A 22,944-nucleotide genomic window follows, 5' to 3' on the forward strand; every position below is an offset into this window, starting at 1 on the left:
TCGAGCGTCAACCAGTGACCCAGCCGATGTTGACTGGCCTGAAGGCAGTCGATTCCATGACCGCCATCGGTCGCGGCCAGCGCCAGCTCATCATCGGCGACCGCCAGACCGGCAAGACCGCGCTGGCTCTCGACACGATCCTGAACCAGAAGGAAAACTGGGACAGTGGCGATCCGGCCAAGCAGGTCAAGTGCATCTACGTTGCGATCGGACAGAAGGGCTCGACGATCGCCGCGGTCAAGGGCGCACTTGAGGAGCATGGGGCGCTGGAGTTCACCACCATTGTGGCCGCTCCGGCCTCCGACAACCCCGGTTTCAAATATCTGGCCCCGTACACCGGCTCGGCCCTCGGTCAGCACTGGATGTACAAAGGCGAGTCAGTCCTCATCGTGTTCGATGACCTGAGCAAGCAAGCCGAGGCCTACCGCGCCGTGTCCCTGCTGCTGCGCCGTCCACCGGGCCGCGAGGCGTACCCAGGTGACGTCTTCTACTTGCACTCCCGGTTGCTGGAGCGTTGCGCGCGGCTATCCGACGACCTCGGCGGAGGCTCGATGACCGGCTTGCCGATCATCGAGACCAAGGCCAACGACGTCTCGGCATATATCCCCACCAACGTCATCTCCATTACCGATGGGCAGTGCTTCCTGGAGTCTGACCTGTTCAACTCCGGCGTCCGCCCCGCGATCAACGTCGGCATCTCGGTGTCCCGCGTCGGTGGTGCCGCCCAGCCCAAGGCGATGAAGAAGGTCGCCGGCAGCCTGCGGCTCAACCTGGCGCAGTTCCGCGAATTGGAGGCGTTCGCGGCCTTCGGTTCGGACCTGGACAAGGCATCGAAGGCAGCGATCGAGCGCGGTTCGCGGTTGGTTGAGTTGCTCAAGCAGCCGCAGTACGCGCCGTTCTCGATGGAGCGCGAGGTCGTCTCCGTTTGGTCAGGCACCAGCGGCGGCCTCGACGATGTTCCGCTCGAGGACATCCGCCGCTTCGAGTTGGAGTTCCTCGATTACGTCGGTCGCGAGCAGGCCGGGATCATGGACACGATCCGGGAGACCAAGGACCTATCTGACGACTCCGTCAACGGCTTGCAGAGTGCTTTGGACGAGTTCAAGCGCGGGTTCGTCACCACCGAGGGAGATCTGCTGATCAAGGACGAGCCGGTTGAGGCTCTGCCCGACGAGGAGATCGAGCACAGCAAGATCACCCGCCAGGTCCGGCGTTAGTCAACCGGGCGAGCGAAGGTAGGTAACGAATGGGTGCGCAACAGCGAATCTTCAAACAGCGGATCAAGGACACACAGTCCACCAAGAAGATCACGCGGGCGATGGAGTTGATCGCCTCGTCTCGCATTGTCAAGGCGCAGGCGGCAGTGCAATCGACGGCGCCCTACGCGCGTGCGCTCTACAACGCTCTGACGTTGGCTGCCTCGCACGCGCAGGTCAACCACACGCTGCTTACAGCGGAGGAGAAGCCAAAGCGGGCCGCGATTCTTGTTATCACCGCCGACCGCGGTCTCGCCGGAGCGTATTCGTCGAACGCAATCAAGGAGGCCGAAGCACTGGCCGAGAACTTGCGGGCCAAGGATATCGAACCGGTCTTCTTCGTGGTCGGACGCAAAGGAGTCAGCTTCTACAAGTTCCGCGAGCGCCCCATTGCCGACTCATGGGTGGGCTTCTCGGACAACCCGAAATACGCGAACGCCAAGGAAGCAGCCGGTGCGCTGCTCGAGGCCTACCTCAAGCCAGCCGACGAGGGCGGCGTTGATGAGGTCCATGGCGTCTACACCGAGTTCGTCAACCGCGTGACCCAGGTTCCCCGGGCGTTGCAGGTGCTGCCGTTGCAGGTCGTCGAAGAAGTCGTCGACGTGAGTGGATCGCACATCAGCGGCGGCGAGGAGAAGGGTGGCTCGGCCGCTTGGCCGCTCTACGACTTCGAACCCGACGCCACCACGACCCTCGACGCGTTACTGCCGCGCTACATCGAGCACCTGCTCTACGTGGGAATGCTGCAGTCCGCCGCAAGCGAGCACGCCGCCCGCCAACGAGCGATGAAGTCCGCCACGGACAACGCTGAAGACCTGATTCGCCGCTACACCCGTCAAGCCAACCAGGCCCGCCAGGCCGAGATCACACAGGAAATCAGCGAGATCGTCGGCGGAGCCGACGCGCTGGCATCCACCAACTGAGGGAGAGAGATCCAGATGACCGCCACGACCGAGACCACCGTCGGCGTCGGCCGCGTTGCCCGAGTAACCGGCCCGGTTGTTGACGTCGAATTCCCGGCTGAAGCGATGCCCGAGATCTTCAACGCGCTGCACACCACCGTCACCTTCACCAGCGACGATCCCGAGGTTGAGGACGTCACGCGCCTGCTAACCCTGGAGGTCGCGCTGCACATTGGCGACAACATGGTTCGCGCCATCTCGATGCAACCGACCGACGGACTTACCCGTGGTGGCACGGTGGAGGACACCGGTTCGCCCATCATGGTGCCGGTTGGAGACGTGACCAAGGGTCACGTGTGGAACACCCTGGGCATCCCGCTCGATGTTCCCGCCGACTCCCTTGATATCGAGACCCGTTGGCCCATTCATCGCCAGCCTCCTGCCTTCGATCAACTCGAGTCCAAGACCGAGGTCTTCGAGACCGGCATCAAGGTCATTGACCTGTTGACCCCGTACGTGAAGGGCGGAAAGATCGGCCTGTTCGGCGGTGCAGGTGTCGGTAAGACCGTCTTGATCCAGGAAATGATCTACCGGGTCTCGGAGAACTTCGGTGGCGTTTCGGTGTTCGCTGGTGTGGGGGAGCGCACCCGTGAGGGCAACGACCTCTTCCTGGAAATGACCGAGTCAGGCGTCATCAGCAAGACCGCGCTGGTGTTCGGACAGATGGATGAGCCACCGGGCACGCGCCTTCGCGTCGCTTTGTCGGCGCTGACCATGGCTGAGTACTTCCGCGACGTCCAGAAGCAGGACGTGCTGTTGTTCATCGACAACGTGTTCCGGTTCACCCAGGCCGGTTCAGAGGTTTCTACCCTGCTCGGGCGGATGCCATCGGCAGTCGGTTACCAGCCGACCCTGGCCGACGAGATGGGTCAGCTGCAGGAACGGATTACCTCCACCCACGGCAGCTCCATCACCTCGTTGCAGGCGATCTACGTCCCTGCGGATGACTTGACCGACCCCGCCCCGGCAACCACGTTCGCGCACCTCGACGCCACGACGACGCTGAGCCGCCCGATTACGGAGAAAGGCATCTACCCGGCCGTTGATCCGCTCGACTCCACCTCGCGAATCCTGGATCCGCAGTACATCGGCGAGGAGCATTACCAGGTCGCGACTCGCGTCAAGCAGATCCTGCAGCGCTACAAGGACCTCGAGAACATCATCGCCATTCTCGGTATCGATGAGCTATCCGAGGAAGACCGCGTGATCGTCGGTCGCGCACGGCGCATCGAGCGCTTCCTGTCGCAGAACATGTTCGTTGCCGAGGCATTCACCGGGCAGCCCGGATCGTTCGTTCCCGTCACCGAGACGGTGGCCGCATTCAAGGCCTTGTGTGACGGCGAGTACGACCACCTGCCTGAGCAGGCGTTCTTCATGTGCGGCGGCGTCGAGGACCTTGAGCGCAACGCCAAGAAGCTGGCCGAGAGTCATGAGTGATCCACTCGAGGTCCACATAGTCGCTACTGACCGCGAGGTCTGGCAGGGCGAGGCCAAGCTCGTGTCGTTCGAGACCTACGAGGGAACGATCGGCATCATGCCGGGACACTCGCCGTTGATGTGCATGTTGCGGGACGGCGAGGTGCTCATTCGTCCGGAGGACGGCCAGGATCTGAAGGCTGCCGTCCATACCGGGTTCGCGGTGGTGGACTCCGGTCAGGTCGTTATCTTGGCCGAAACCGCCGAGTTGGCTTCGGAAATCGACGTCGACCGCGCTGAGGCGCTGCTTGCTCGAGCCGAGGCCAGCGAAGAGAGCCCCGACAAGATCGCGGCCGTGTCGCGCGCAGAAACAAGGTTGAAGGTCGTCGGCAAGATCGGTTGAGCACCTGCGGGTGCTCTGTCCACGCGCGGTACGTTCCGGCGCTGCTCTTTGCTGCTGATCGGGCGCGCTGCTGACGCGGGTTACTGGTCGCGGTTGGCGCCCGGCACCCACAGCACGTCGCCAACGTCCCGGTTGGCGTAGCGGCCCAGAATGAACAGCAGGTCCGAAAGCCGGTTCAAGTACTTGGCCGTCAGGACATTGGTTGAGTCAGGGTAAGCGTCGATCGCCGCCCAGGCTGCCCGCTCTGCTCGCCGGGTGACGGTGCGCGCGACGTGTAGGAGCGCGGATCCAACGGTCCCGCCTGGGATGACGAAGCTGCGCAACGACTCAAGGTCTTCGTTGTACCGGTCGCAGGCCTGTTCGAGGCGGTCAATGTACTCCGCCAGCACGCGCAACGGCGGGTGTTGCGGATCGGGCACCACCGGCGTGCAGAGATCGGCCCCAACATCGAAAAGGTCATGCTGAATTCGGGTCAATAGCCGCACAACGTCCTCGTCAAGGCCGCCGGAGACCACCGCCACGCCCAACGCGGAATTGGCTTCATCGACGTCGGCGTAGGCGACCAATCGGGGGTCGTTCTTTGTTGTACGGGAGAAATCCCCGAGCGCGGTACTGCCGTCGTCGCCAGTGCGTGTGTAGATACGCGTGAGGTTGACCATTGGATCAGCGTATCCTCGCCCGTTGTGGAGGCATTCGAGGTCACCGGTGGAGCACGCCTGAGCGGCCAGGTCCGAGTAGACGGCGCAAAGAACAGCGTTCTCAAGTTGATGGCGGCGACCTTGCTCGCGACGGGTACTAGCACCATCACTGAGGTCCCGAACATTCTTGACGTGTCGGTGATGGCCGAACTACTGCGTCGGCTCGGTTGCGAGGTCACCCACGACCAGCAGGCAGCCTCGCTGACCATCACCGTTCCAGAACATCTGCATCATCAAGCCGACTACGACCTGGTCCGCCGGATGCGGGCATCCATTTGCGTGCTCGGCCCCCTCATCGCCAGGTGTGGGCGTGCCGAAGTGGCGGTGCCGGGCGGTGACGCGATCGGCAGTCGTGGACTCGACCTCCATATCAACGGCCTCAATCGGCTCGGTGTCGACATTCGCAGTGAGCACGGATACCTCATCGCCGCGACCGACGACCGGATGCAGGGTGCGTCGATCTGGCTCGACTTCCCGAGCGTGGGGGCAACCGAGAATCTACTGACCGCAGCGGTGCTCGCCAAGGGGTCCACTCTGATCGACAACGCGCCTCGCGAACCGGAGATCCAAGACCTCTGCCGGATGCTTGTCTCAATGGGTGCGGTCATCGATGGGATCGGCTCGGCGACCCTTGAGGTCACGGGCGTTGACGAGCTTCACCCCACCGCGCACGCGACGGTTCCCGATCGCATTGTTGCTGGCACCTGGGCAGTCGCGGCGGCGATCACCGGCGGCGAGGTACAGATTCGCAACGCCCGCGCCGGTGACCTGGAGATTGCGTTGGACAAGCTGGTGACAGCTGGCGCGCACGTGGAGTTGACCTCCGACGGCTTCACCGTGTCGATGGCGGACAGGCCCAAGTCGGTGGATGTGGTGACGCTGCCCTACCCGGGATTCCCGACCGACCTGCAACCGCAGTTCATCGCCCTGAACGCAGTCGCCGACGGTGCCGCAATGGTGACCGAGAACCTGTTCGAGGCACGGTTCCGGTTTGTGCAGGAATTGCGCAGGCTCGGTGCCGACGTGCGCACCGACGGCCACCACGCGTTGGTTCGCGGTCGGGAGCGCTTGTCGGGGGCGCCAGTCGAGGCGACAGACGTTCGCGCCGGTGCGGGTTTGGTCCTGGCTGGGCTGGTCGCTGAGGGGACCACCACCGTCTACGACATTCACCATATCGAGCGGGGCTACGCGAACTTCGTCGAGAACCTCACGGCCTTGGGCGGCAACATTCGACGGGTTGATGCTCAGTAAGCTGGGGCTATGTCTGAACGCATCGCCGTCATCGGCGCGGGCCTCATGGGCTCCGGAATTGCCCAGGTTTCAGCAGTGGCTGGCTACGACGTCACCATGCGTGATGTCACCGACGAGGCGCTGGCCCGCGGACTCGCTGGTATCGAAAAGTCGCTGGCGCGATTCGCCGACAAGGGCCAGTTGTCCGCCGGTGACGTAGATGCCGCGCTAGCTCGTATCACGACTACGACCGACCTCGATGCTGCCGCCGAGGCAGACATCGTTGTCGAGGCAGTCTTCGAGAAGTTGGACATCAAGAAAGAACTGTTCACCGAGCTGGACAGGATCTGCAAGCCCGACGCCGTCTTGGCGACCAACACCTCGGCCATTCCCGTTACCGCCATCGCGGCGGTGACCAATCGACCGGAGTCCGTTGTCGGCACGCACTTCTTCTCACCCGTGCCCATGATGCGTTTGTGTGAGTTGGTTCGTGGTTACAAGACCTCCGACGAGACCCTTGAGCGCGCACGCCTGTTTGCCGAAGGCGTGGGCAAGACGGTCGTGGTCGTCAACCGAGACATCGCTGGCTTCGTGACTACCCGGCTGATCACCGTGCTTGCGATGGAGGCCATGCGGCTGGTCGAGTCCGGGGTCATTTCTGCCGAAGACCTCGACGTTGCGTGCCGGCTCGGCTTTGGTCACGCCATGGGCCCACTGCAGACGGCCGACATGACCGGACTGGACATCATCATGAATGCCTCCAACAACGTCTACAACGAGACCCAGGACGAAGCCTGGGCGCCGCCGGAGTTGCTACGGCGGATGGTTATCGCCGGTGATCTGGGTCGCAAGACCGGTCAAGGGTTCTACGACTACAGCTCTTGATCGCTCGGCCGCGACCGCTCACAGGCGGGTTCGGCGCCACGGCGTACTCTAAAAGGCATGTCGGACAACGATTCCTCAGCAGTTTCGCGCCCCAAGAAGGACCGTCCCTGGCTCATGAGGACCTATGCGGGTCACTCGTCAGCGGTGGAGTCCAACAAGTTGTTCCGCAACAACCTCTCCAAGGGCCAGACCGGCCTATCGGTGGCCTTCGACCTGCCCACCCAGACCGGGTACGACCCGGATAGCGAACTCGCGCGTGGCGAGGTTGGCAAGGTTGGCGTGCCCGTGTCCCACATCGGCGATATGCGGCAACTGTTCGACGGTATCCCGCTCGACGAGATGAACACGTCGATGACCATCAATGCCACGGCGATGTGGTTGCTGGCGCTCTACCAGAGCGTGGCCGAGGAGCAAGGCGTCGAGGCCGCTCAACTCCAGGGCACGACCCAGAACGACATCATCAAGGAGTACCTGTCGCGCGGGACCTATGTCTTCCCCCCAGCACCGTCACTGCGGCTGATTACCGACATGGTTGCTTACACGGTGACAAGCAGTCCAAAGTGGAATCCGATCAACATCTGCAGCTACCACCTGCAGGAGGCCGGAGCCACTCCCGTTCAGGAGATCGCCTACGCGATGTCCACCGCGATCGCCGTGCTCGACGCGGTGCGCGATTCCGGGCAGGTCCCGCCGGAACGGTTCGGCGACGTCGTGCAGCGGATCTCGTTCTTCGTCAATGCCGGTGTGCGTTTTGTCGAGGAAATGTGCAAGATGCGGGCGTTCGTCCAGTTGTGGGACGAACTAACAGCGGAGCGCTACGGCGTGACCGACGCCAAGCAGCGGCGGTTCCGGTACGGAGTCCAGGTGAACTCGTTGGGCCTCACCGAAGCCCAGCCGGAGAACAATATTCAGCGCATCGTGCTGGAGATGCTGGCAGTCACCCTGTCGAAAGACGCCAGAGCCCGCGCTATCCAGTTGCCTGCCTGGAACGAGGCCCTTGGCCTGCCGCGACCGTGGGATCAGCAGTGGTCACTGCGGATCCAACAGGTTCTGGCCTACGAATCGGACCTGCTCGAGTACGGGGACATCTTTGCTGGTTCGCCGGTCATCGAGAACAAGGTCGAGGAACTGGTGGCGGCTTCGCGGGCCGAGATCGACCGGGTTCAGGCGCTCGGGGGAGCAGTCGCCGCCGTCGAGAGCGGCTACATGAAGCAACAACTTGTCTCCTCGCACGCGGCTCGACGGGCCCACATCGAGGCAGGCGACGACATCGTCGTCGGCCTCAACAAGTTCTCCACCACCGAGCAGAATCCGCTGCTGGTTGACCTCGAGGCCGCGATTCAGACGGTCGACCCGGAGACCGAGCAGCGAGCCATAGACGCAATCGGGCAGTGGCGCGCCAGCCGCGACAACGAGGCCGTCGATTCGGCGCTGCTGCGCCTACAAGAGGCCGCCAAGACGGATGAGAATTTGATGGAAGCGTCACTGATGTGTGCGCGCGCAGGCGTCACAACCGGGGAGTGGGCTGGCGCGCTGCGCGGAGTCTTTGGCGAGTACCGAGCGCCCACCGGCGTCGCCGGCGTGGTGGGTGTTGCCGAGGCAGGTGAGGAACTCACGGCGCTGCGGGCGGCCGTTCGCCAGACGGGCGAGGAGCTCGGTGGCCGAGTGCGGCTACTGGTCGGCAAACCCGGCCTCGACGGGCATTCCAACGGTGCTGAGCAGATCGCCGTTCGAGCTCGCGACTGCGGCTTCGAGGTCGTGTACCAGGGAATTCGTCTGACACCGGCGCAGATCGTCTCGGCAGCGATTGAGGAGGACGTCCACTGTGTCGGGCTGTCCATCCTTTCCGGTTCGCACATGGAGTTGGTGCCCGAGGTGGTCGATGGCCTCAAGGCCGCGGGTCTCAACGATGTACCGGTCGTCGTTGGCGGGATCATTCCGGAGGGCGACGCCGCGGCACTCAAGGCCGCGGGTGTGGCGGCCGTATTCACCCCGAAGGACTACGACGCGACCGAGATCATGGGCCGAGTCCTGGCTGCTGTGCGCCAGGCCCAAGGCCTCGGGTAGCACGCGTGAGATCGCGTCCGAGCAGCGCGGAATCGGTCCACAACGAGAACTGCCGCCGACCATTGGGTCGGCGGCAGTTCTCGTTCAAGAAGGGATGCTAGGAGACGACTCCAAGCGACGCAGCCGAAACGGCGTCGGCAATCTCGGGTGCCGCCGCGAGGGCACCTTCACCGCGCTGGCGGGGGAATTGGGCAAGTGCGATTCGGACATAGATCCGCTCGCGCTCCTCCTCGGTCAGACCGCCCCAGACGCCGTACGGCTCACGGGAACGGATGCTGTAGTCGGCGCACTCAATCCGCACATCACACCGAGCGCAGACAGCCTTGGCGGCGCGATCCCGGCGAAGTCGTGCGAGGCCTCGTTCATTCTGTGGGTGGAAGAACAACTCTGGATCGGCTTCCCGACAGGCTCCCTGCTCCTGCCATTCCCATGTGGCATCGGCTGGTACCTGCGACAACGGTTGCTGCGGCATTGGGCCTCCTGTCGAGGGCTTTCGTCACTCTGCGTTCACCTCGGCTGAGGCGATCTTGGGGCCGGCATTTCACCGGAATGTTCATGGTTGAACACCTGACGTGACTCGGACACTACTCAGAGTGAAGCAAATCGTACTCATCCGAACGTACCAAGTTTGTATCATCTATTCAGTCAATATCCTGCACTCCGTAATCGGCTGATCACCAGCCTCCTCACGGATGTCCAAGGGGTTGGACCCTGGTGCGACGCTGCGTAGAACAGCACAGTTGCGGTGCGTCGGCCTTGGCCAGGTCGTGCCGTCCCGGCTTTTGTTGCAGGCCATTACATTCCGCGACGCCCCAGTCGGTACACCCAGTTGCCGATTTGTTTGTAAAGAAATCGCCCTGCGTGACCATTGCCCGATCGGTGAAGACGATCAGTTGCGTAATCCGGCGAAACGAACGCGCCGCAACGCTGCGCCAAGTGGGTGATCGGGTCGCTGCGTCGGTCACGGCCGTGAATGGTTGCCGGAAGTTGCAGGCAGAACCCAATCGCCCCAGCGGATGAATAGAATCGCCGCATGAGCGAACAGACCCCCACGCTGGCGCCGCTTGACTCCCCGGACTTGGGCGGTTCCACCCTCACCGAGGAGCGGACCGACCCTCGGCTGAGCGAAGGTGACCACGAACGATTTGCTCACTATGTGCGCAAGGAGAAGATCCTTGAGAGCGCGATGAGCGGCGATCCGGTGATTGCCCTGTGCGGCAAGGTGTGGGTGCCCGGCCGCGATCCGTCGAAGTTCCCCATCTGCCCGGACTGCAAAGCGATCTACGAGGGCCTGCCTGCCGGCGACGACAACAACGGCGACTGACCCGTTGGATCTGCCGCACCAGGCGACACCCGTCCCCACGGCCCAGGCCCGTGCCGTTGGCGGTTGAGTGCGTGTCGGTTCGTGGATTGTCGTCTTTGTCTGCTCTGATCATCACCGACGTATAACCACGAGGAGTTCACATGAGTACGACTGACGCCAGCTCACAGCCAAACGGCTCCGGAGGTGCTGAAGCTGTGACGGACGATTCGCTCACTGCCGGGGACAAACAAATCCTGGCTGACATCGGCGCCTCGTGGTGGCTGGTGCTCTTCCTTGGGGTCGTCAGCGTGATCGTGGGCGGCATCATCTTGGCCCAGCCATTCGCCGCTGTCCGCGTGGCCGCCTTGATCTTTGGAATCTGGTTGTTGGTTAGCGGCATCTTCCAGTTGGCTCAATCCTTCGATCGCCGAATTGAGACAACGGGTCGCGTACTTGGCGCTGTCAGCGGAATCATCGGCATTGTCTTGGGCATCGTCGCCCTCAAGAGCGTGGATAACCGCATCGAGCTACTCATCCTGTTCATCGGTATCTGGTGGATTATGCGCGGGATCATGCAACTCATCGTCGGCTCGGGCAAAGGCGGCAGCGTCTTCTACGTGTTCCTCGGGCTGTTGGGGATCTTCGCCGGAATCGTTGTGTTGGTATGGCCCATCAAGTCCCTGGCAGTCCTGACAGCGGTTGCCGGAATCTGGCTCTTGGTGCTGGGGATCTTCGAGATCATCTCGTCATTCATGATCCGTTCTGCCGCGAAGAAGGTAGCGGCAGCGGCCTAACCACCCATGGTGGAGAAGGCACAGACACTGGATCGCGGTTTGTCGGTCCTGTCGTTGCTTGCTGATAGCCCCGACGGGATGACCGTCACGGCGCTCGGTCGCCAACTCGGAGTCAGTCGGGCCGTCGTCTATCGGTTGACCTCGACCCTTGTTGATCGAGGATTCGTTCGGCGCTCTGACGCCGGTCGCTACAGCCTGGGTCCGCAGGTGGCGCGGCTGAGCGGTCGATTCGATTCGGCCCTCCGCGAGATCGCTTCCGCGCATTTGCGGGTGCTCGCCGACTCGTTGGCATGTTCTGCGTGGCTGGCAACCTTGGATACTGCCGGTGTCGCGACGGTCGTTGCCGTGGCTGAGCCGGCCCAGGGACAGGTCACGGTTCAGCTGCAGGTGGGCACTCGCGTGCCGGTCGATGGAACGGTCGTAGGGGAGGCGATGCGGGCTTCCCATTCAGGCGATTTCGGTGTCGGGGAACGCCGCGAACGGGTCGTGGTTGGGCCGTTGGAACCTACCGGAATCTTGGTCGCTCACGGGTTGGCAGTGCGTCTGAGCCCGACCGTGGAGGCGGTAATAGGGGTGGTCCCGACGAGGCGGTTGGGCGCAGGTGAGCCCGGCAAGCAGCTACTCACTGCGGCAACCGGCATTCGCATAGCCCTGCAGGAGCCCTGAAGTAGTAGGCAATTCGCTTGCAATACCGGCAAACGTCTAGCGCGAACGGTCAAGTCGAGGTAGGAACTGAGTATGAAGAAAACGCTGATGTTGCTCACTGCCGCTGCTGCCTCCGCCGCTGGATATGTCGCCTACCGTCGATCGCAGGCGGCCCCAAAGGTCACCGAAGTAGTCGAAGGTGCGGCCGACGGCGTGACAGCCGTCGCGGCGACGACCGCGAGCACCATCAGCGAGGCTGCCGAATTGACTGCAGCCCAAGTCGCCGCTGCCGCGGAGAAGGCATCTCGGGCGGCGGCTTCAGTCGGTACCGTCGCGGACGGTGCTGCCAAATCGGCGAGCAAAGCTGCCGACGCGGCCGCTAAGCGTTCGGCAGATGCTGCCGCAGAGCTAGCACGGGTCGCTGAGCAGACCGCTGCAAAGACCTCTGAGGTCGCCGATCAGGCCGCAATGAAGACGTCGGAGTCCGCCTATGTCGCTGCCGACGTTGTGGAAGACGCAGTAACGCCGGAGCCCGAGGAAGAGGCAGCAACGCCGGAGCCCGCAGTCGAGAAATCAGCTGGGAAAGCTGCCGCCAAGCCGAAGGTTGCGCCAAAGTCGGCGGCAAAGCCCACCGCACAACCCAGCGGGAAGAAGCCGTCCGGACCCCCATCAGCGCCCACCCCGGCAACCCTCAAACGCCCAACCAAGTCCGCACCGTCGGACTCAGGGGAACAGCGCGCATCCTGAGAAGTATCGTTAGTGCAATCAACCCGCCGGACAACGCAGGGAATTGACTCGTGGCGAACTTGCTCTTCAACCCCAATACCTACGATCCGCAGTTCCTCGACGAGGCGAGCCGCACGCAGTTGCTGGCGCTGATCGAGTTCTTCGAATCGAAGGGAAAGTCAGGTCTGAAGGACGAGTACCACGCCGCGCAGTGGTACCAGGATTTCCAGGACTTCAACGCCGAGCAGGGGATCTTCGCCAAGTTCGCGACCCCGGCCGCAGTGGCGGACCTGCTGGCCGAGCCGCAGGATGATGCTCGCTGGGACACGACTCGGATCAATGAACTCAATGAGGTCTTGGGCTTCTACTCCCTCGATCACTGGTACGCCTGGCAGGTCAGCGTGCTCGGACTCGGACCGGTCTGGACCAGCGACAACGAGGACGCCAAGGCACTGGTTGGCCAGTTGCTAGCGGATGGATCGCTGTTCGGCTTCGGGCTGTCTGAGCAGACCCACGGTGCGGATATCTACTCCACGGACATGATCGTGACGTCGGACGGGGAGGGTGGCTGGACCGCCACCGGGCCCAAGTACTACATCGGCAATGGCAACGTGGCCGGACGCCTCAGCGTGTTTGGCAAGTTCGCCGATGACGATCCGGACCGCCCCGGCGAGTACGTCTTCTTCTTGGCCGACACGGCCCACCCGGCGTACAAGTTGGAACAGAACGTCGTCCACGGCTCCATGTACGTCTCGGCATTCCATCTCGACGGATACCCAGTCGTCCAAGCCGACATTCTGCACACGGGCAAGGCAGCCTGGGACGCGGCGCTGGCAACGATCAACGTCGGAAAGGTGAACCTCGGCTGGGCCAGCATCGGCATCGCCGAACATGCATTCTTCGAGTCGGTAACCCACGCGAACAATCGGGTGCTCTACGGCAAGAGCGTCACGGAGTTTCCGCATGTTCGCCGAATCCTGTCCGACGCCTACGCGCGGCTGCTGGCGATGAAGCTCTATGCGGTGCGGTCAGCGGACTATTTCCGCAGTGCCTCCCCTGACGATCGCCGCTACCTGTTGTTCAACCCCATCACCAAGATGAAGGTCACGATGGAGGGTGAGCGCGTCATCGACCTGCTCTGGGATGTCATCGCGGCGCGCGGCTTCGAAAAGGACACGTACTTCGAGCAGGCAGTCAGCCATATTCGTGCACTGCCCAAGCTGGAAGGAACAGTCCACGTCAATTTGGCCTTGGTGCTCAAGTTCTTCCCCCAGTACCTCGCGGCTGCCATCGGCCATGGTGAGCTTTATGCGCCGATTCCCGTGCGCAACGATGCGACAGATGACGATTACCTGTTCGCTCAAGGTTCGGCGTCAGGACTGTCGAAGATTCCGTTCCACGATCCACGACCGGCGTTCGCACGGTTCGCGCATCTGCCCAACGTCGGGCAGTTCATCGACCAGTTCACCGCGTTTGGGGCACTGGTCGCGGCGGCGCCTCCGACGGCGGAGCAGACCGAGGACCTGGACTTCCTGCTTACTCTCGGACAGTTGTTCACGCAGGTCGTCTACGGCCAGCTCGTCTGTGAGTCGGCCGCACTAGCCATCGATGGGGTCGACGGCGGTGCGCGTGAAGGCAGTGTCAGCGACCTATCGGGCCTGACCGAAGCGCACGTCGATCGGATCTTCTCGGTGTTCGTGCGGGACTTCAGCGAATATGCGTTGTCGCTCTACGGGCAACCGGCCGCCAACGACGAGCAGCGCGACGCGGCGCTCGGCCTTGTCCGACGCCCGATCGTTGATCCGGCTGCGGAGAAGGCGTTTGTCGACGAGGTGCTGTCGTACGACGGTGCTTACGCGATGCGGCCATAGCTTCGCTGCTCCGAACCGGGTCTTTCCAAGGCGGTGCGCCTAGTCCGAAACCGACCTGAACTCGGTCTGTTCGGTGTCGCGTTGGGCGAACGACGCTGATCGGTTCCCGACGATGACCATGGCGATGCCTATGGACAGCACACCGAGAGCGCACGGCAGCGCGCCTCCGCTGGATTCGGCCAGCAGCCCGGCGCCGGCTAGCGGGAGTCGGTATCCAGCTGCCAGAAACGTCGTGGCGCCGCACATGGCCAGCAGGGTCAGGTTGTCCAGGCCAAGCACCATGCCCACGCCAACCCCGATGAGCAGCCCGTTGGTCGCCATCGACGTGAAAACCCCACCGCCACCGCCACCGGCGACAGTGAGCAGGACGGTGAAGACCCTGAATCCGAGCGCAGCCACGATCAGCATCAACGCTGGCGATGGTCCGTTGGCGGGCAACGCCCAATCAGAGGCGACATAGCCTGGACCCGCCGTTATTGGCGCACCGGTGACCGCGAAAGCCGCAGCTGCCGCCCCGGCTAGTACGAGGCCCGCCAACACCGCACGCAACCACGGTCGGGAACCGTTCTTGAAGCCTTTGGTGCGTTTCAGTCCGTAGATGAATGCGCGGGCGCCAAACCCGCAGAGCAGTGCGACGAGCAGAACCCCCAGCATTTCCTTGATCTTGATCTCGTGAGGTTGGTAGCTGAAGAGCCCGCGGGATGCGTGAATCAGGTGGGCTGTCATCCAGGAGCTCGCCGCCGCCAACATCGACGGGACCAAGCGTCGCCCATCGAGGCGGTTGCGGAAGGGCATTTCGATTCCGTACGCGGCACCCAGTGTGGGCGAGGAGAAGACGGTGGCGATACCCGCTGCAGCGCCACACACCAGCACCAGGCGACGGCCTTCTGGGGTGGCAAGGAACGGCACGCGGCGCCCGAAGAGTCGCCGGATGCCCATACCGATCGAGTCGCCAATCAGCACGGATTGGGACTCAAGGCCTTGCGAACCACCGAGGCCGACTGTGGTCGCACCGGATAGCAGTCGACCAGGCGCCTGCCGGATTGGATAGCGTCGGTCAGCCTCGTGGTAGTACGTCGGGTAGAGCTCAGCCGTGCCGGGCGTTGTCGCCTTGGCGACTTTGACCAGGGCAAGGCGCGTCAGGACGAAGACCCCAACTGCGGGCAGTGCGAACCAAAGTCCGGGCAGACCCAGCACGAGGTCGCCGAGCAGCCAGTCCTCGATGACCATGACGACCACGCCGACCAGTGCGCCGCCGATTGCACCGATCACGATGGGAACGATCAGCAACACCGCCCAACTCGGTCGGGTCTCGGGGTCGTCTTCGATTCGCATCAGGAAGCAGCGTGGCAGATGTTGCCAGGTTCAAGCAGCGTCAAAGACCGCTTAGATGTGGACCGCGTCACCGGCTCGGCTGGCAAACGCCTCCGGATTGCGTCAGTAGCACCCAGTGACCGTTGCCGCGATGCGGTCAACGCTCTTGCGCGTGGTCAGCGGCGAGACTCGTTGGGGTCTGCTGTTGACCAGTACGGAAAAGGCCTTGAGGTGGCCGTCGCGACCGACGGTCAAACCTGACAATCCGATCGTGTCGAACAGGGTGCCGGTCTTGGCCCGCAGCTTGCCACGGGCACAGCTCGTTGGACGGGTCACAAATCGGCCCGTTCCCGGACCGAGGGTTCCCGATTTCCCTGCTAACGGCAGACCGCCGCCGTAGTAGATCGGCGCCAGGTTCGGATGGCCGGACTTGTCGGCGACCCGCTGCAACAGGGTCGTGAGCGCGACCGGAGTAACTCGATCGAGGCGTCCGACTCCGCTGCCGTCAGCCAGGTGCAAGGAGGTCGTGGGAACTCCCAGTCGGCGCAGTGTGATGCCGGCGGCGGTGCGACTGTTGCCCCACGTCGGTCGATAGCCCAGTGCGACAGCGGTGTTGCGGAACAGCATCTCGGCAATGTTGTTCTCGCTGACTTGCAGCATGTACTTGACCTGTTCCGCCAAGGGCACGCTCTCATTGCGAGTGAGTACGCGGGCACTGTCCGGCGCTCGTTGGCGTCCCGAGTAGGAGGCGCGCATTCCGTCCGCCCGCAGGCGGCTCGCAAAGTAGCTACCGGTGTCGGCAGCCGAATCCCAGACGTATCGCCCGTCCATCCCTAGCGCCCTGACTGGGCGGACGATGGACGGTTGGTAGCTGCCGGTCCATCCTGGCGGCCTCGATGCTGCGGGGTAAAGCGAATCGTCGACGAACACCTTCACAGCGGCGCGACGCGAGCCTGGCGTGACCAGGGGACAGCGATGTCTGGCGGTGTTCTTGACCCGCTTGCCGTGGACCCGGCACGTCTTTGGCCGGTATGGCTTGGGTGTGTACTTGGCGGGGCGCAACGAGGCGTCAGCCTGCACGGCGGCAACCGTCCGCCTGGCCAACCGACGAACGGCGCGCGAGGACAGCGTCGCGTCGCCGCCGCCCAGAATCGCAACCCGTCCGCGCCCGAGCGCCACCACCTTGGTGGTGAAGCGGTGATCTGACCCCAGCACCGTGAGGGCGTTCGCTGCGGTGATGATCTTCATGTTCGAGGCCGGCAGGAGTGCGCGCGTCGAGCGATGTGACCAGATCCGCTGACCTGACATGGCGTCGACGACGCTGACGGCGTAGTTGCGGCCAATCGCTGCGGATGAGGACCTGCCAGGCAGTTTGGCCGCAATGCGGGTGTTGGCTGACGCGCTGGAGACGAATCCTCGGCGCAGTGGTTCGATGCGCTGCGGGGTCGCGGCGAACTCCTGGGCCGTGCCACGGGACTGGAGTGTGACAGTGCGCTCCGGGTCCGGGCCGGCGGCGGCCTGGGCTGGGCTTGCGCTGACGGCGACGACGGCGCAGCAGGCAAGGGCGACCGACGCTGCGGCATCGGCGTACTTAAGCGTCATGCTGGGACGCTAACCGTTGATCGCGCGGATTTCGGGCTGAGTCACCGTTCTGGGGCCACGAGAGTGGGATCGTTCACAGAATCGCTGTTCCTTGGGCTAAACCACCCCAGGGTCGGTGACGATACGTAGTCATATTGCCCAATTTGACCGCTGAGTGCGTTCGGTGGTGGTTCCGACACCTCACCGTCGCACAATGCAATCAGGTCGCCTAACGCCCCCGCGTTCCTAGATCTCGCCACCGACCATCCCCAGGAGGCCGCGCGCATGGACACTTCGTTGCCACTGTCGTCGCCCGAGGCGCCCATTACCAGCCGTCGAATCAGAGCGTGGCTGTCGCGCGGCGCCATCGCCGGTGTGGCGCTAGCCGTCATAGTCGTCGGACTGCCGGTAGCGGCTCCGACTGTGGCCGCCGCTGCCACTCCAGCGCCCAAACGCATAATGAGTGGCTGGTTGCCCTACTGGACCATGTCGACCTCGTCCGCTGCATTCGTGAAGAACGCTGATCTCTTCAGCGACATCTCACCGTTCTGGCATGACGCGAGGAAGTCCTCTAGCAGTTCGAGCGGGATTTCCATCAGCAACAACAGCCTCAGTTCCGGATCCCGATCGAGTTGGTTGAAAACCCTCAAGGGCCGTGGCGCCTACGTCATGCCGTCGATCACCGATGGCAGCGGTGCCCACACGATGGCCGCAACGATGAAGAACTCGACCAAGCGGGCGGCTCTCGTCAGCCAGATCGTCAACCTGGTGCGTTCCAACGGATACGACGGCATCGATTTGGACTTCGAGACGTTCGCGTTCTCCGACGGAAGCTCATCGTGGTCGTCGACCCGACCGGCCTGGGTGGCGTTTGTCACCGCGCTCGGCAAGGGCCTGCATCAGTACGGCAAGAAGCTCTCGCTCGCGGTGCCACCCATGTACAACGCACGCCGAAATGGTTCGAGCGGTTACTGGGTCTATGACTTCGCCGGCGTTGGCCCAGCCATCGACAAGCTGCGGATCATGGCCTACGACTACTCCTGGAGCACGCCGGGACCCATCGGTGGTCCGCTCAGTTGGGCCGACTCCGTCGCCAAGTTCGCGGTGACGCAACTTCCTGCCAGCAAAGTCCAACTCGGCACTCCGACCTATGGTCGCGACTGGGTGACCAGCAAGACCGGCAGTGGGTGCCCGTCGCTGTCACAGAAGGTGTACGACTCCCGCAATCGGGGCAGCGCGATCTCGGGAGTTTCCGGATCGTCGTGGAAGCGAGACTCTGCCTCGCAGGAGCGCTATATCAACTACTCATTGACCTACAACTCCGGCAAGTGCAAGGTCAAACGCAGCGCTTGGCTACCGGACGCAACCACAGTCGCGGCGCGAGCCAAGATCGCCGGAAAGTACAACCTCGCTGGCCAGGCGACGTGGACTATCGGCGCCGAAGAGGCAAGCCAGTGGGCGCCACTGCGCAGCTATGCCAGGGCGTTGGCTCCCGGGAGTTCGCCCAGCCTGAAGTCGCAGTCGCTGGGCCTGCGGGGAGCACCAACCGTGGCTCGCCGGGGCAGCAAGTTCACGCTTTCCGGTGCGATTGCACCAGCCCGGACCGGCGTGGCCGTGCGCGTCCAGCGTTACAAGGGTCGATGGATTACCAAGCGCAAGGCCATCACCAAGAACAGTGGGACCTACCGGGCTGGCGTCAGACCGAAGGCGAAGAAGTCGCGTTGGCGGGTAGTTGTGCCAGCAACCGGCGGTTACGGTCGCGCCGTGAGCCCGAAGATCACCCTGCGCACGCGCTAGGGATTGCCACTGCTCGCCCTGACGATGTCTGAGCAGGCAACTACCTGTCGCGCAGACTCTGCGCTGGCAGGTCGAACCAACGCAGACTCTCAAAGCCCTCCCGAACAAGGCCAGCGGCGACAAAGTCGTCATCATCGGCCGGAACCGGATCGGGCAGCGAGTCAAGGATTCGCCGCGCGTCCTCGAGGTGAGTCGCCAGAACTGATTCCGGGGCGGTGTCCTGGTGGCGTGGGTACTGCAGTATCCCGGCGTCGTCGTAGCGCAGCTGGCTCAGCCGCAGCGGAGGATCGACAGGTCCGTTGTGGTGCCGCCAGAGACCGCTGTCTGGCTCGAAGTGATAGTCGGGCAGTAAGCGCCAGCCGCGGTCAGCGAGCAGACTGACCGAATCAACGATGTAGCCGAATACCGCCTCAGAGATGAAGTAGTTGAAGTTGATGCGGATCCAACCTGGCTTGATGCCCTCGCAGCCGTGGGCGATCTCGTTTTCAAATTCGTGGCTACGCTCAACATCAATTCCCAGCAACCGGTGGCCATACGGCCCAGCGCAGGAACAGCCGCCGCGAGCTTGGATGCCGAAGAGGTCGTTGAGCATGGCGACGGCGGCGTTGTGGTGCAGGTAGCGACCCGTCGGAGTGCGCAGCGTGAACGACACGATCGACAGGCGTTCCGCATCCGGATTGCCAAGCAGGTTGATCGCGTCAGAGCCAGACCAGGTGGCAATTGCTCGCTTGACGTAGTCGTCCTCGTGTGAACGGATGACCTGCTCACCGACGGCCATCTTCAGCTGCATCACCAGACCCGCGCGAATCGCCTCGACAATGGCCGGGGTGCCGCCCTCCTCCCGTTGCACCGGATCGGACAGGTACAGGTGCTCGGCGGGGTTGACGTAGGCCACGGTTCCACCACCGACCACGTCGGGAACCGAGTTAGTGATGAGCGACTTACGCAGCACCAGGACCCCAGGGGTGCCAGGTCCGCCAATGAACTTGTGGGGCGAGAGGAAGATCGCGTCCTTGCTCGCGTCGGCGATGACATCGGGGTCAGTCCCAGCTCCACTTTCCTGGTGCGGGCCCGCATCGGGAGTCATCTCGATCGAGACGTAGGGACCGGCAGCTGCGAAGTCCCAGAAGGCCAGTGCCCCGTGTTCGTGGAGGATCTTGGTGACCAGCGAAGTGTCGGTGACGATGCCGGTCACGTTGCTGGCGGCACTGAAGGATCCGATCAGCAATGGCCGCCCGGCGTGGGCAGCCAGCTCCGCTCGCAGGACGTCGCAGTCGATGTGCCCGTCGGAATCCTCGGCAATGGTCACGACATCGCAAATGGATTCGCGCCAGGGGAGCTCGTTGGAGTGATGTTCGAACGGACCGATGAACACCACCGGACGCTCGTGCGGTGGGATCTGATCAATCAAGTGGTACTTGGCATCGAGATCTGCCGGTAGCCGCAGATTCATGATGCCGACGAGGCGGTCGATCGCTCCGGTACTGCCCGAGCCGGCAAAGATCACCGCATACTCATCGCTGGCACCCACCGACTCCGCGACCAAAGCTCGCGCGTCTTCGCGCAGCCTCGTCGTTTGCAGTCCGGTGCCGGAGCTCTCGGTGTGAGTGTTCGCGTAGCGGGGGAGTACCTCGTCGCGAATGAAGTCCTCGATGAAGCTCAGCGCCCGGCCACTGGCGGTGTAGTCGGCATAGGTGACCCGGCGTGGACCAAACGGCCCAACCATGAGTTGGTCGTCACCGATGACCGACTGTCGGATCCGTTGGAGCAGAGGCGGATCGGGCAGCGCAGGGTTTCGCGGTGGAATCCCGCTACGGTCGGACACAATGACAACCCTAGACCTCTAACCGTGGGAGCATTCAACCGTGAGTTTGGCGCCGTCGGAGTTAACCGAGTCGCAGACCGATGCGCTTGCCGAGACGGACAAGCCTTGGGCCTGCATCGTGTGGGACGACCCAATCAACCTGATGTCCTACGTGACCTTCGTCTTTGTGAACTACTTCCATTACTCGAAGGAGAAAGCGGCAACGCTGATGCTGCAAGTCCATCAGCAGGGCCGTGCTGCGGTTGCGACCGGCAGTCGGGAAGAGATGGAACGCGATGTGGCGGCCATGCACAGCTATGGTCTGTGGGCGACGATGGAGCATAACGACTGATGGCACACGGTTTCGTTCGCGACGGTGACGACTTTGAGACACGGCTTGAGCCGATTGAGTGCACAACGCTGCGCCAGTTGCTGGCGGAACTGACGGCGCTCCTAGACGTCGACGGTGACGACCGCCAATCGTCCACCGATCCCCTAGCAAAGCAACTGGGTCTTGAGGACCTCGATCAATCCGCCGTGGTTGCGCCCGCCGATCCGGTGCTCGCTCGGTTGTTGCCGGACGGCTACTCCGATGATGACGATGCCGCCGCTGAGTTCCGTCGCTTCACCGACAGCGCCCTGCGCCGCGGCAAACAACAGGACGCAGCGACCGTGCTTGCCGGGATCGACCAAGCCGAGGCGGATGAGCAGGGCAGCGTCTCGATCGACGAGCCGACGGCGATGGCGTGGATGCGCAGCATCAATGATTTGCGGTTGGCGCTCGGCGTACAGCTGGAGATCGACGACGATCTCGCCGCCGACTTGTCGTCGATCCCCGACGATGACCCGCGGGCGGCATCGGCGGCAATCTACGAGTTCCTGACGTGGTGGCAGGACACCCTCGTCAACGCTTTGATGGATTGATCTGACGAGCAACTAGGCTTTGCCGCGTGCTGGAGATAACCACCGAGCTGGTCGATCGCATCGTCGCCCACGCTCGGGCGGACCACCCCGATGAGGCGTGCGGCGTGATTGCGGGTCCGGCCGGGACCGACCGACCGGTGCGATTCGTCCCGATGCTCAACTCCGCGCGCTCGCCCACGTTCTACGAATTCGACTCCGCCGACCTGCTTCGGCTCTACCGCGCGATGGACCGCAATGACGAAGAACCCGTCGTCATTTACCACTCACACACCGCCACGCAGGCCTATCCATCACGAACGGACATCGCCTACGCGTCCGAGCCGAACGCCCACTACGTCTTGGTGAGTACGCGGGAGACGGGAACCGATGATGGTCCCTTCGAGTTCCGTTCCTACCGGATCGTGGACGGGGTGGTCAGCGAGGAAGAGGTCCGGATCCTGCCGATCGGCTAGCCGCCGCGTACCCTGCTGCTCATGGTTTCAGTCGAGATACCCACCATCCTGCGTACGTACACCGACGGTGCCAAGTCGGTGAGCGCGGACGGCGGCTCACTCGCGGAACTCATCGCCAACCTTGACGTCAGTTACCCGGGCATCGGCGGCCGACTTGTCGAGGCAGGAGCACTGCGCCGATTCGTCAACGTCTACCTGAACGACGAGGACGTCCGATTCCTCGACGGGCTTGATGCTGCCCTCTCCGATGGCGACGTCGTCACGATCCTGCCAGCGGTTGCCGGTGGCAGTCACCGGCAACTCGGCAGAGGTCAGCGAAATCCACTGAGATGACCCGCTACGACAACCTACTGGCCTCGGTAGGTGGGACCCCGCTGGTCGGGCTGCCGCGGTTGTCGCCGAGTCCCGATGTGCGGTTGTGGGCCAAGTTGGAGGATCGAAACCCAACTGGTTCGGTCAAGGATCGCCCCGCCCTGTGGATGGTCGCGGCGGCCGAACGCGATGGCCGGCTGACTCCCGGATGCACGATCCTGGAGCCCACCAGCGGCAACACGGGCATTTCCTTGGCGATGGCAGCCAAGCTCAAGGGCTACAACCTGATCTGCGTCATGCCCGAGAACACTCCCAAAGAGCGCGCACAGCTGTTGCGGATGTGGGACGCGGAAGTCATCTATTCGACAGCCGAGGGTGGATCGAACGAGGCAGTACGTGTCGCTAAAACCCTCTCGGCCGAGCATCCGGACTGGGTGATGCTCTACCAGTACGGGAACCCGGACAACGCCATGGCGCACTACCAAGGAACTGGTCCAGAGATTC

23 protein-coding genes are annotated in these 22,944 nt (G+C 63.2%); 18 read left to right on the forward strand and 5 right to left on the reverse strand.

The genetic code is table 11. From position 1 onward, the window contains the following. The 4 genes from atpA to KAZ48_05995 all read left to right on the forward strand — a co-directional run. The coding region (atpA, locus tag KAZ48_05980) for a F0F1 ATP synthase subunit alpha (protein ID MBP7972329.1) at positions 1-1,217 on the forward strand (1,217 nt) is incomplete at its 5' end. 29 nt (positions 1,218-1,246) lie between these two features. Then, positions 1,247-2,179 (forward strand): F0F1 ATP synthase subunit gamma, encoded by a 933-nt coding sequence (locus KAZ48_05985; protein MBP7972330.1) that lies wholly within the window; start codon positions 1,247-1,249, stop codon positions 2,177-2,179. A gap of 15 nt (positions 2,180-2,194) precedes the next feature. Beyond that, a complete protein-coding gene (gene atpD, locus KAZ48_05990; protein ID MBP7972331.1) occupies positions 2,195-3,655 on the forward strand; it encodes a F0F1 ATP synthase subunit beta in 1,461 nt (486 codons plus the stop codon). Beyond that, complete coding sequence (locus KAZ48_05995; protein ID MBP7972332.1) at positions 3,648-4,037, forward strand: F0F1 ATP synthase subunit epsilon; 390 nt, start codon at positions 3,648-3,650, stop codon at positions 4,035-4,037. Before atpD ends, KAZ48_05995 begins: the two co-directional genes overlap by 8 nt. A gap of 80 nt (positions 4,038-4,117) precedes the next feature. Here KAZ48_05995 and KAZ48_06000 read toward each other — a convergent pair whose 3' ends face one another. Next, complete coding sequence (locus tag KAZ48_06000; protein ID MBP7972333.1) at positions 4,118-4,696, reverse strand: cob(I)yrinic acid a,c-diamide adenosyltransferase; 579 nt, start codon at positions 4,694-4,696, stop codon at positions 4,118-4,120. A gap of 3 nt (positions 4,697-4,699) precedes the next feature. Here KAZ48_06000 and murA point away from each other — a divergent pair, with 3 nt between their 5' ends. The 3 genes from murA (at position 4,700) to KAZ48_06015 (ending at position 8,917) form a co-directional block, all read left to right on the forward strand. Next, entirely contained in the window at positions 4,700-5,986 is a 1,287-nt protein-coding gene (gene murA / locus KAZ48_06005; protein ID MBP7972334.1) for a UDP-N-acetylglucosamine 1-carboxyvinyltransferase, read from the forward strand. A 9-nt stretch (positions 5,987-5,995) separates the two neighbouring features. Then, positions 5,996-6,850: a 3-hydroxyacyl-CoA dehydrogenase family protein gene (locus KAZ48_06010; protein ID MBP7972335.1), complete on the forward strand. Its 855-nt coding sequence runs from the start codon at positions 5,996-5,998 to the stop codon at positions 6,848-6,850. 1,488 nt (positions 6,851-8,338) lie between these two features. Further along, positions 8,339-8,917, forward strand: a complete 579-nt coding sequence (locus KAZ48_06015; GenBank protein ID MBP7972336.1) for a protein meaA — start codon at positions 8,339-8,341, stop codon at positions 8,915-8,917. A 97-nt stretch (positions 8,918-9,014) separates the two neighbouring features. Here the strand turns inward: KAZ48_06015 and KAZ48_06020 are convergent, their stop codons facing one another. Continuing rightward, on the reverse strand, positions 9,015-9,389 hold the full coding sequence (locus tag KAZ48_06020; protein ID MBP7972337.1) for a WhiB family transcriptional regulator: 375 nt from the start codon (positions 9,387-9,389) through the stop codon (positions 9,015-9,017). Between the two features lie 561 nt (positions 9,390-9,950). On the opposite strand from KAZ48_06020, the gene KAZ48_06025 reads away from it, so the two are divergent. From KAZ48_06025 to KAZ48_06045, 5 genes are all read left to right on the forward strand, one after another. After that, entirely contained in the window at positions 9,951-10,241 is a 291-nt protein-coding gene (locus KAZ48_06025; GenBank protein ID MBP7972338.1) for a DUF3039 domain-containing protein, read from the forward strand. A gap of 140 nt (positions 10,242-10,381) precedes the next feature. Continuing rightward, positions 10,382-11,014, forward strand: coding sequence for a DUF308 domain-containing protein (locus tag KAZ48_06030; GenBank protein MBP7972339.1), 633 nt, complete (start codon positions 10,382-10,384; stop codon positions 11,012-11,014). Between the two features lie 9 nt (positions 11,015-11,023). After that, the gene (locus KAZ48_06035) at positions 11,024-11,680 is read left to right on the forward strand and encodes a helix-turn-helix domain-containing protein (protein MBP7972340.1); all 657 of its coding nucleotides are present in this window, start codon (positions 11,024-11,026) and stop codon (positions 11,678-11,680) included. A gap of 72 nt (positions 11,681-11,752) precedes the next feature. Further along, positions 11,753-12,406 (forward strand): hypothetical protein, encoded by a 654-nt coding sequence (locus KAZ48_06040; protein MBP7972341.1) that lies wholly within the window; start codon positions 11,753-11,755, stop codon positions 12,404-12,406. Positions 12,407-12,456: 50 nt separating this feature from the next. Further along, on the forward strand, positions 12,457-14,256 hold the full coding sequence (locus tag KAZ48_06045; protein MBP7972342.1) for an acyl-CoA dehydrogenase: 1,800 nt from the start codon (positions 12,457-12,459) through the stop codon (positions 14,254-14,256). 39 nt (positions 14,257-14,295) lie between these two features. On the opposite strand, the gene KAZ48_06050 is transcribed toward KAZ48_06045, so the two are convergent. Next, a complete protein-coding gene (locus KAZ48_06050; GenBank protein MBP7972343.1) occupies positions 14,296-15,591 on the reverse strand; it encodes a chloride channel protein in 1,296 nt (431 codons plus the stop codon). A 102-nt stretch (positions 15,592-15,693) separates the two neighbouring features. Further along, a complete protein-coding gene (dacB, locus tag KAZ48_06055) occupies positions 15,694-17,172 on the reverse strand; it encodes a D-alanyl-D-alanine carboxypeptidase/D-alanyl-D-alanine-endopeptidase (GenBank protein MBP7972344.1) in 1,479 nt (492 codons plus the stop codon). Between the two features lie 264 nt (positions 17,173-17,436). On the opposite strand from dacB, the gene KAZ48_06060 reads away from it, so the two are divergent. Beyond that, positions 17,437-18,948 (forward strand): hypothetical protein, encoded by a 1,512-nt coding sequence (locus KAZ48_06060; GenBank protein MBP7972345.1) that lies wholly within the window; start codon positions 17,437-17,439, stop codon positions 18,946-18,948. Between the two features lie 40 nt (positions 18,949-18,988). On the opposite strand, the gene KAZ48_06065 is transcribed toward KAZ48_06060, so the two are convergent. Then, positions 18,989-20,773, reverse strand: coding sequence for an aminotransferase class V-fold PLP-dependent enzyme (locus tag KAZ48_06065; protein MBP7972346.1), 1,785 nt, complete (start codon positions 20,771-20,773; stop codon positions 18,989-18,991). Positions 20,774-20,819: 46 nt separating this feature from the next. Between KAZ48_06065 and clpS the strand changes: the two genes are divergently transcribed. The 5 genes from clpS to KAZ48_06090 all read left to right on the forward strand — a co-directional run. Continuing rightward, positions 20,820-21,104: an ATP-dependent Clp protease adapter ClpS gene (gene clpS, locus KAZ48_06070; GenBank protein ID MBP7972347.1), complete on the forward strand. Its 285-nt coding sequence runs from the start codon at positions 20,820-20,822 to the stop codon at positions 21,102-21,104. Then, positions 21,104-21,676, forward strand: a complete 573-nt coding sequence (locus KAZ48_06075; protein ID MBP7972348.1) for a DUF2017 domain-containing protein — start codon at positions 21,104-21,106, stop codon at positions 21,674-21,676. Before clpS ends, KAZ48_06075 begins: the two co-directional genes overlap by 1 nt. A 26-nt stretch (positions 21,677-21,702) precedes the next feature. Continuing rightward, the gene (locus KAZ48_06080) at positions 21,703-22,128 is read left to right on the forward strand and encodes a M67 family metallopeptidase (protein MBP7972349.1); all 426 of its coding nucleotides are present in this window, start codon (positions 21,703-21,705) and stop codon (positions 22,126-22,128) included. A 21-nt stretch (positions 22,129-22,149) separates the two neighbouring features. Further along, a complete protein-coding gene (locus KAZ48_06085; protein ID MBP7972350.1) occupies positions 22,150-22,461 on the forward strand; it encodes a MoaD/ThiS family protein in 312 nt (103 codons plus the stop codon). Further along, positions 22,458-22,944, forward strand: a 487-nt coding sequence (locus KAZ48_06090) for a pyridoxal-phosphate dependent enzyme (protein ID MBP7972351.1), incomplete at its 3' end; no start/stop codon positions are given. The genes KAZ48_06085 and KAZ48_06090, both read left to right, overlap by 4 nt.

This window comes from Candidatus Nanopelagicales bacterium, assembly GCA_018003655.1.
GTDB lineage: Bacteria > Actinomycetota > Actinomycetes > S36-B12 > UBA10799 > JAGNDY01.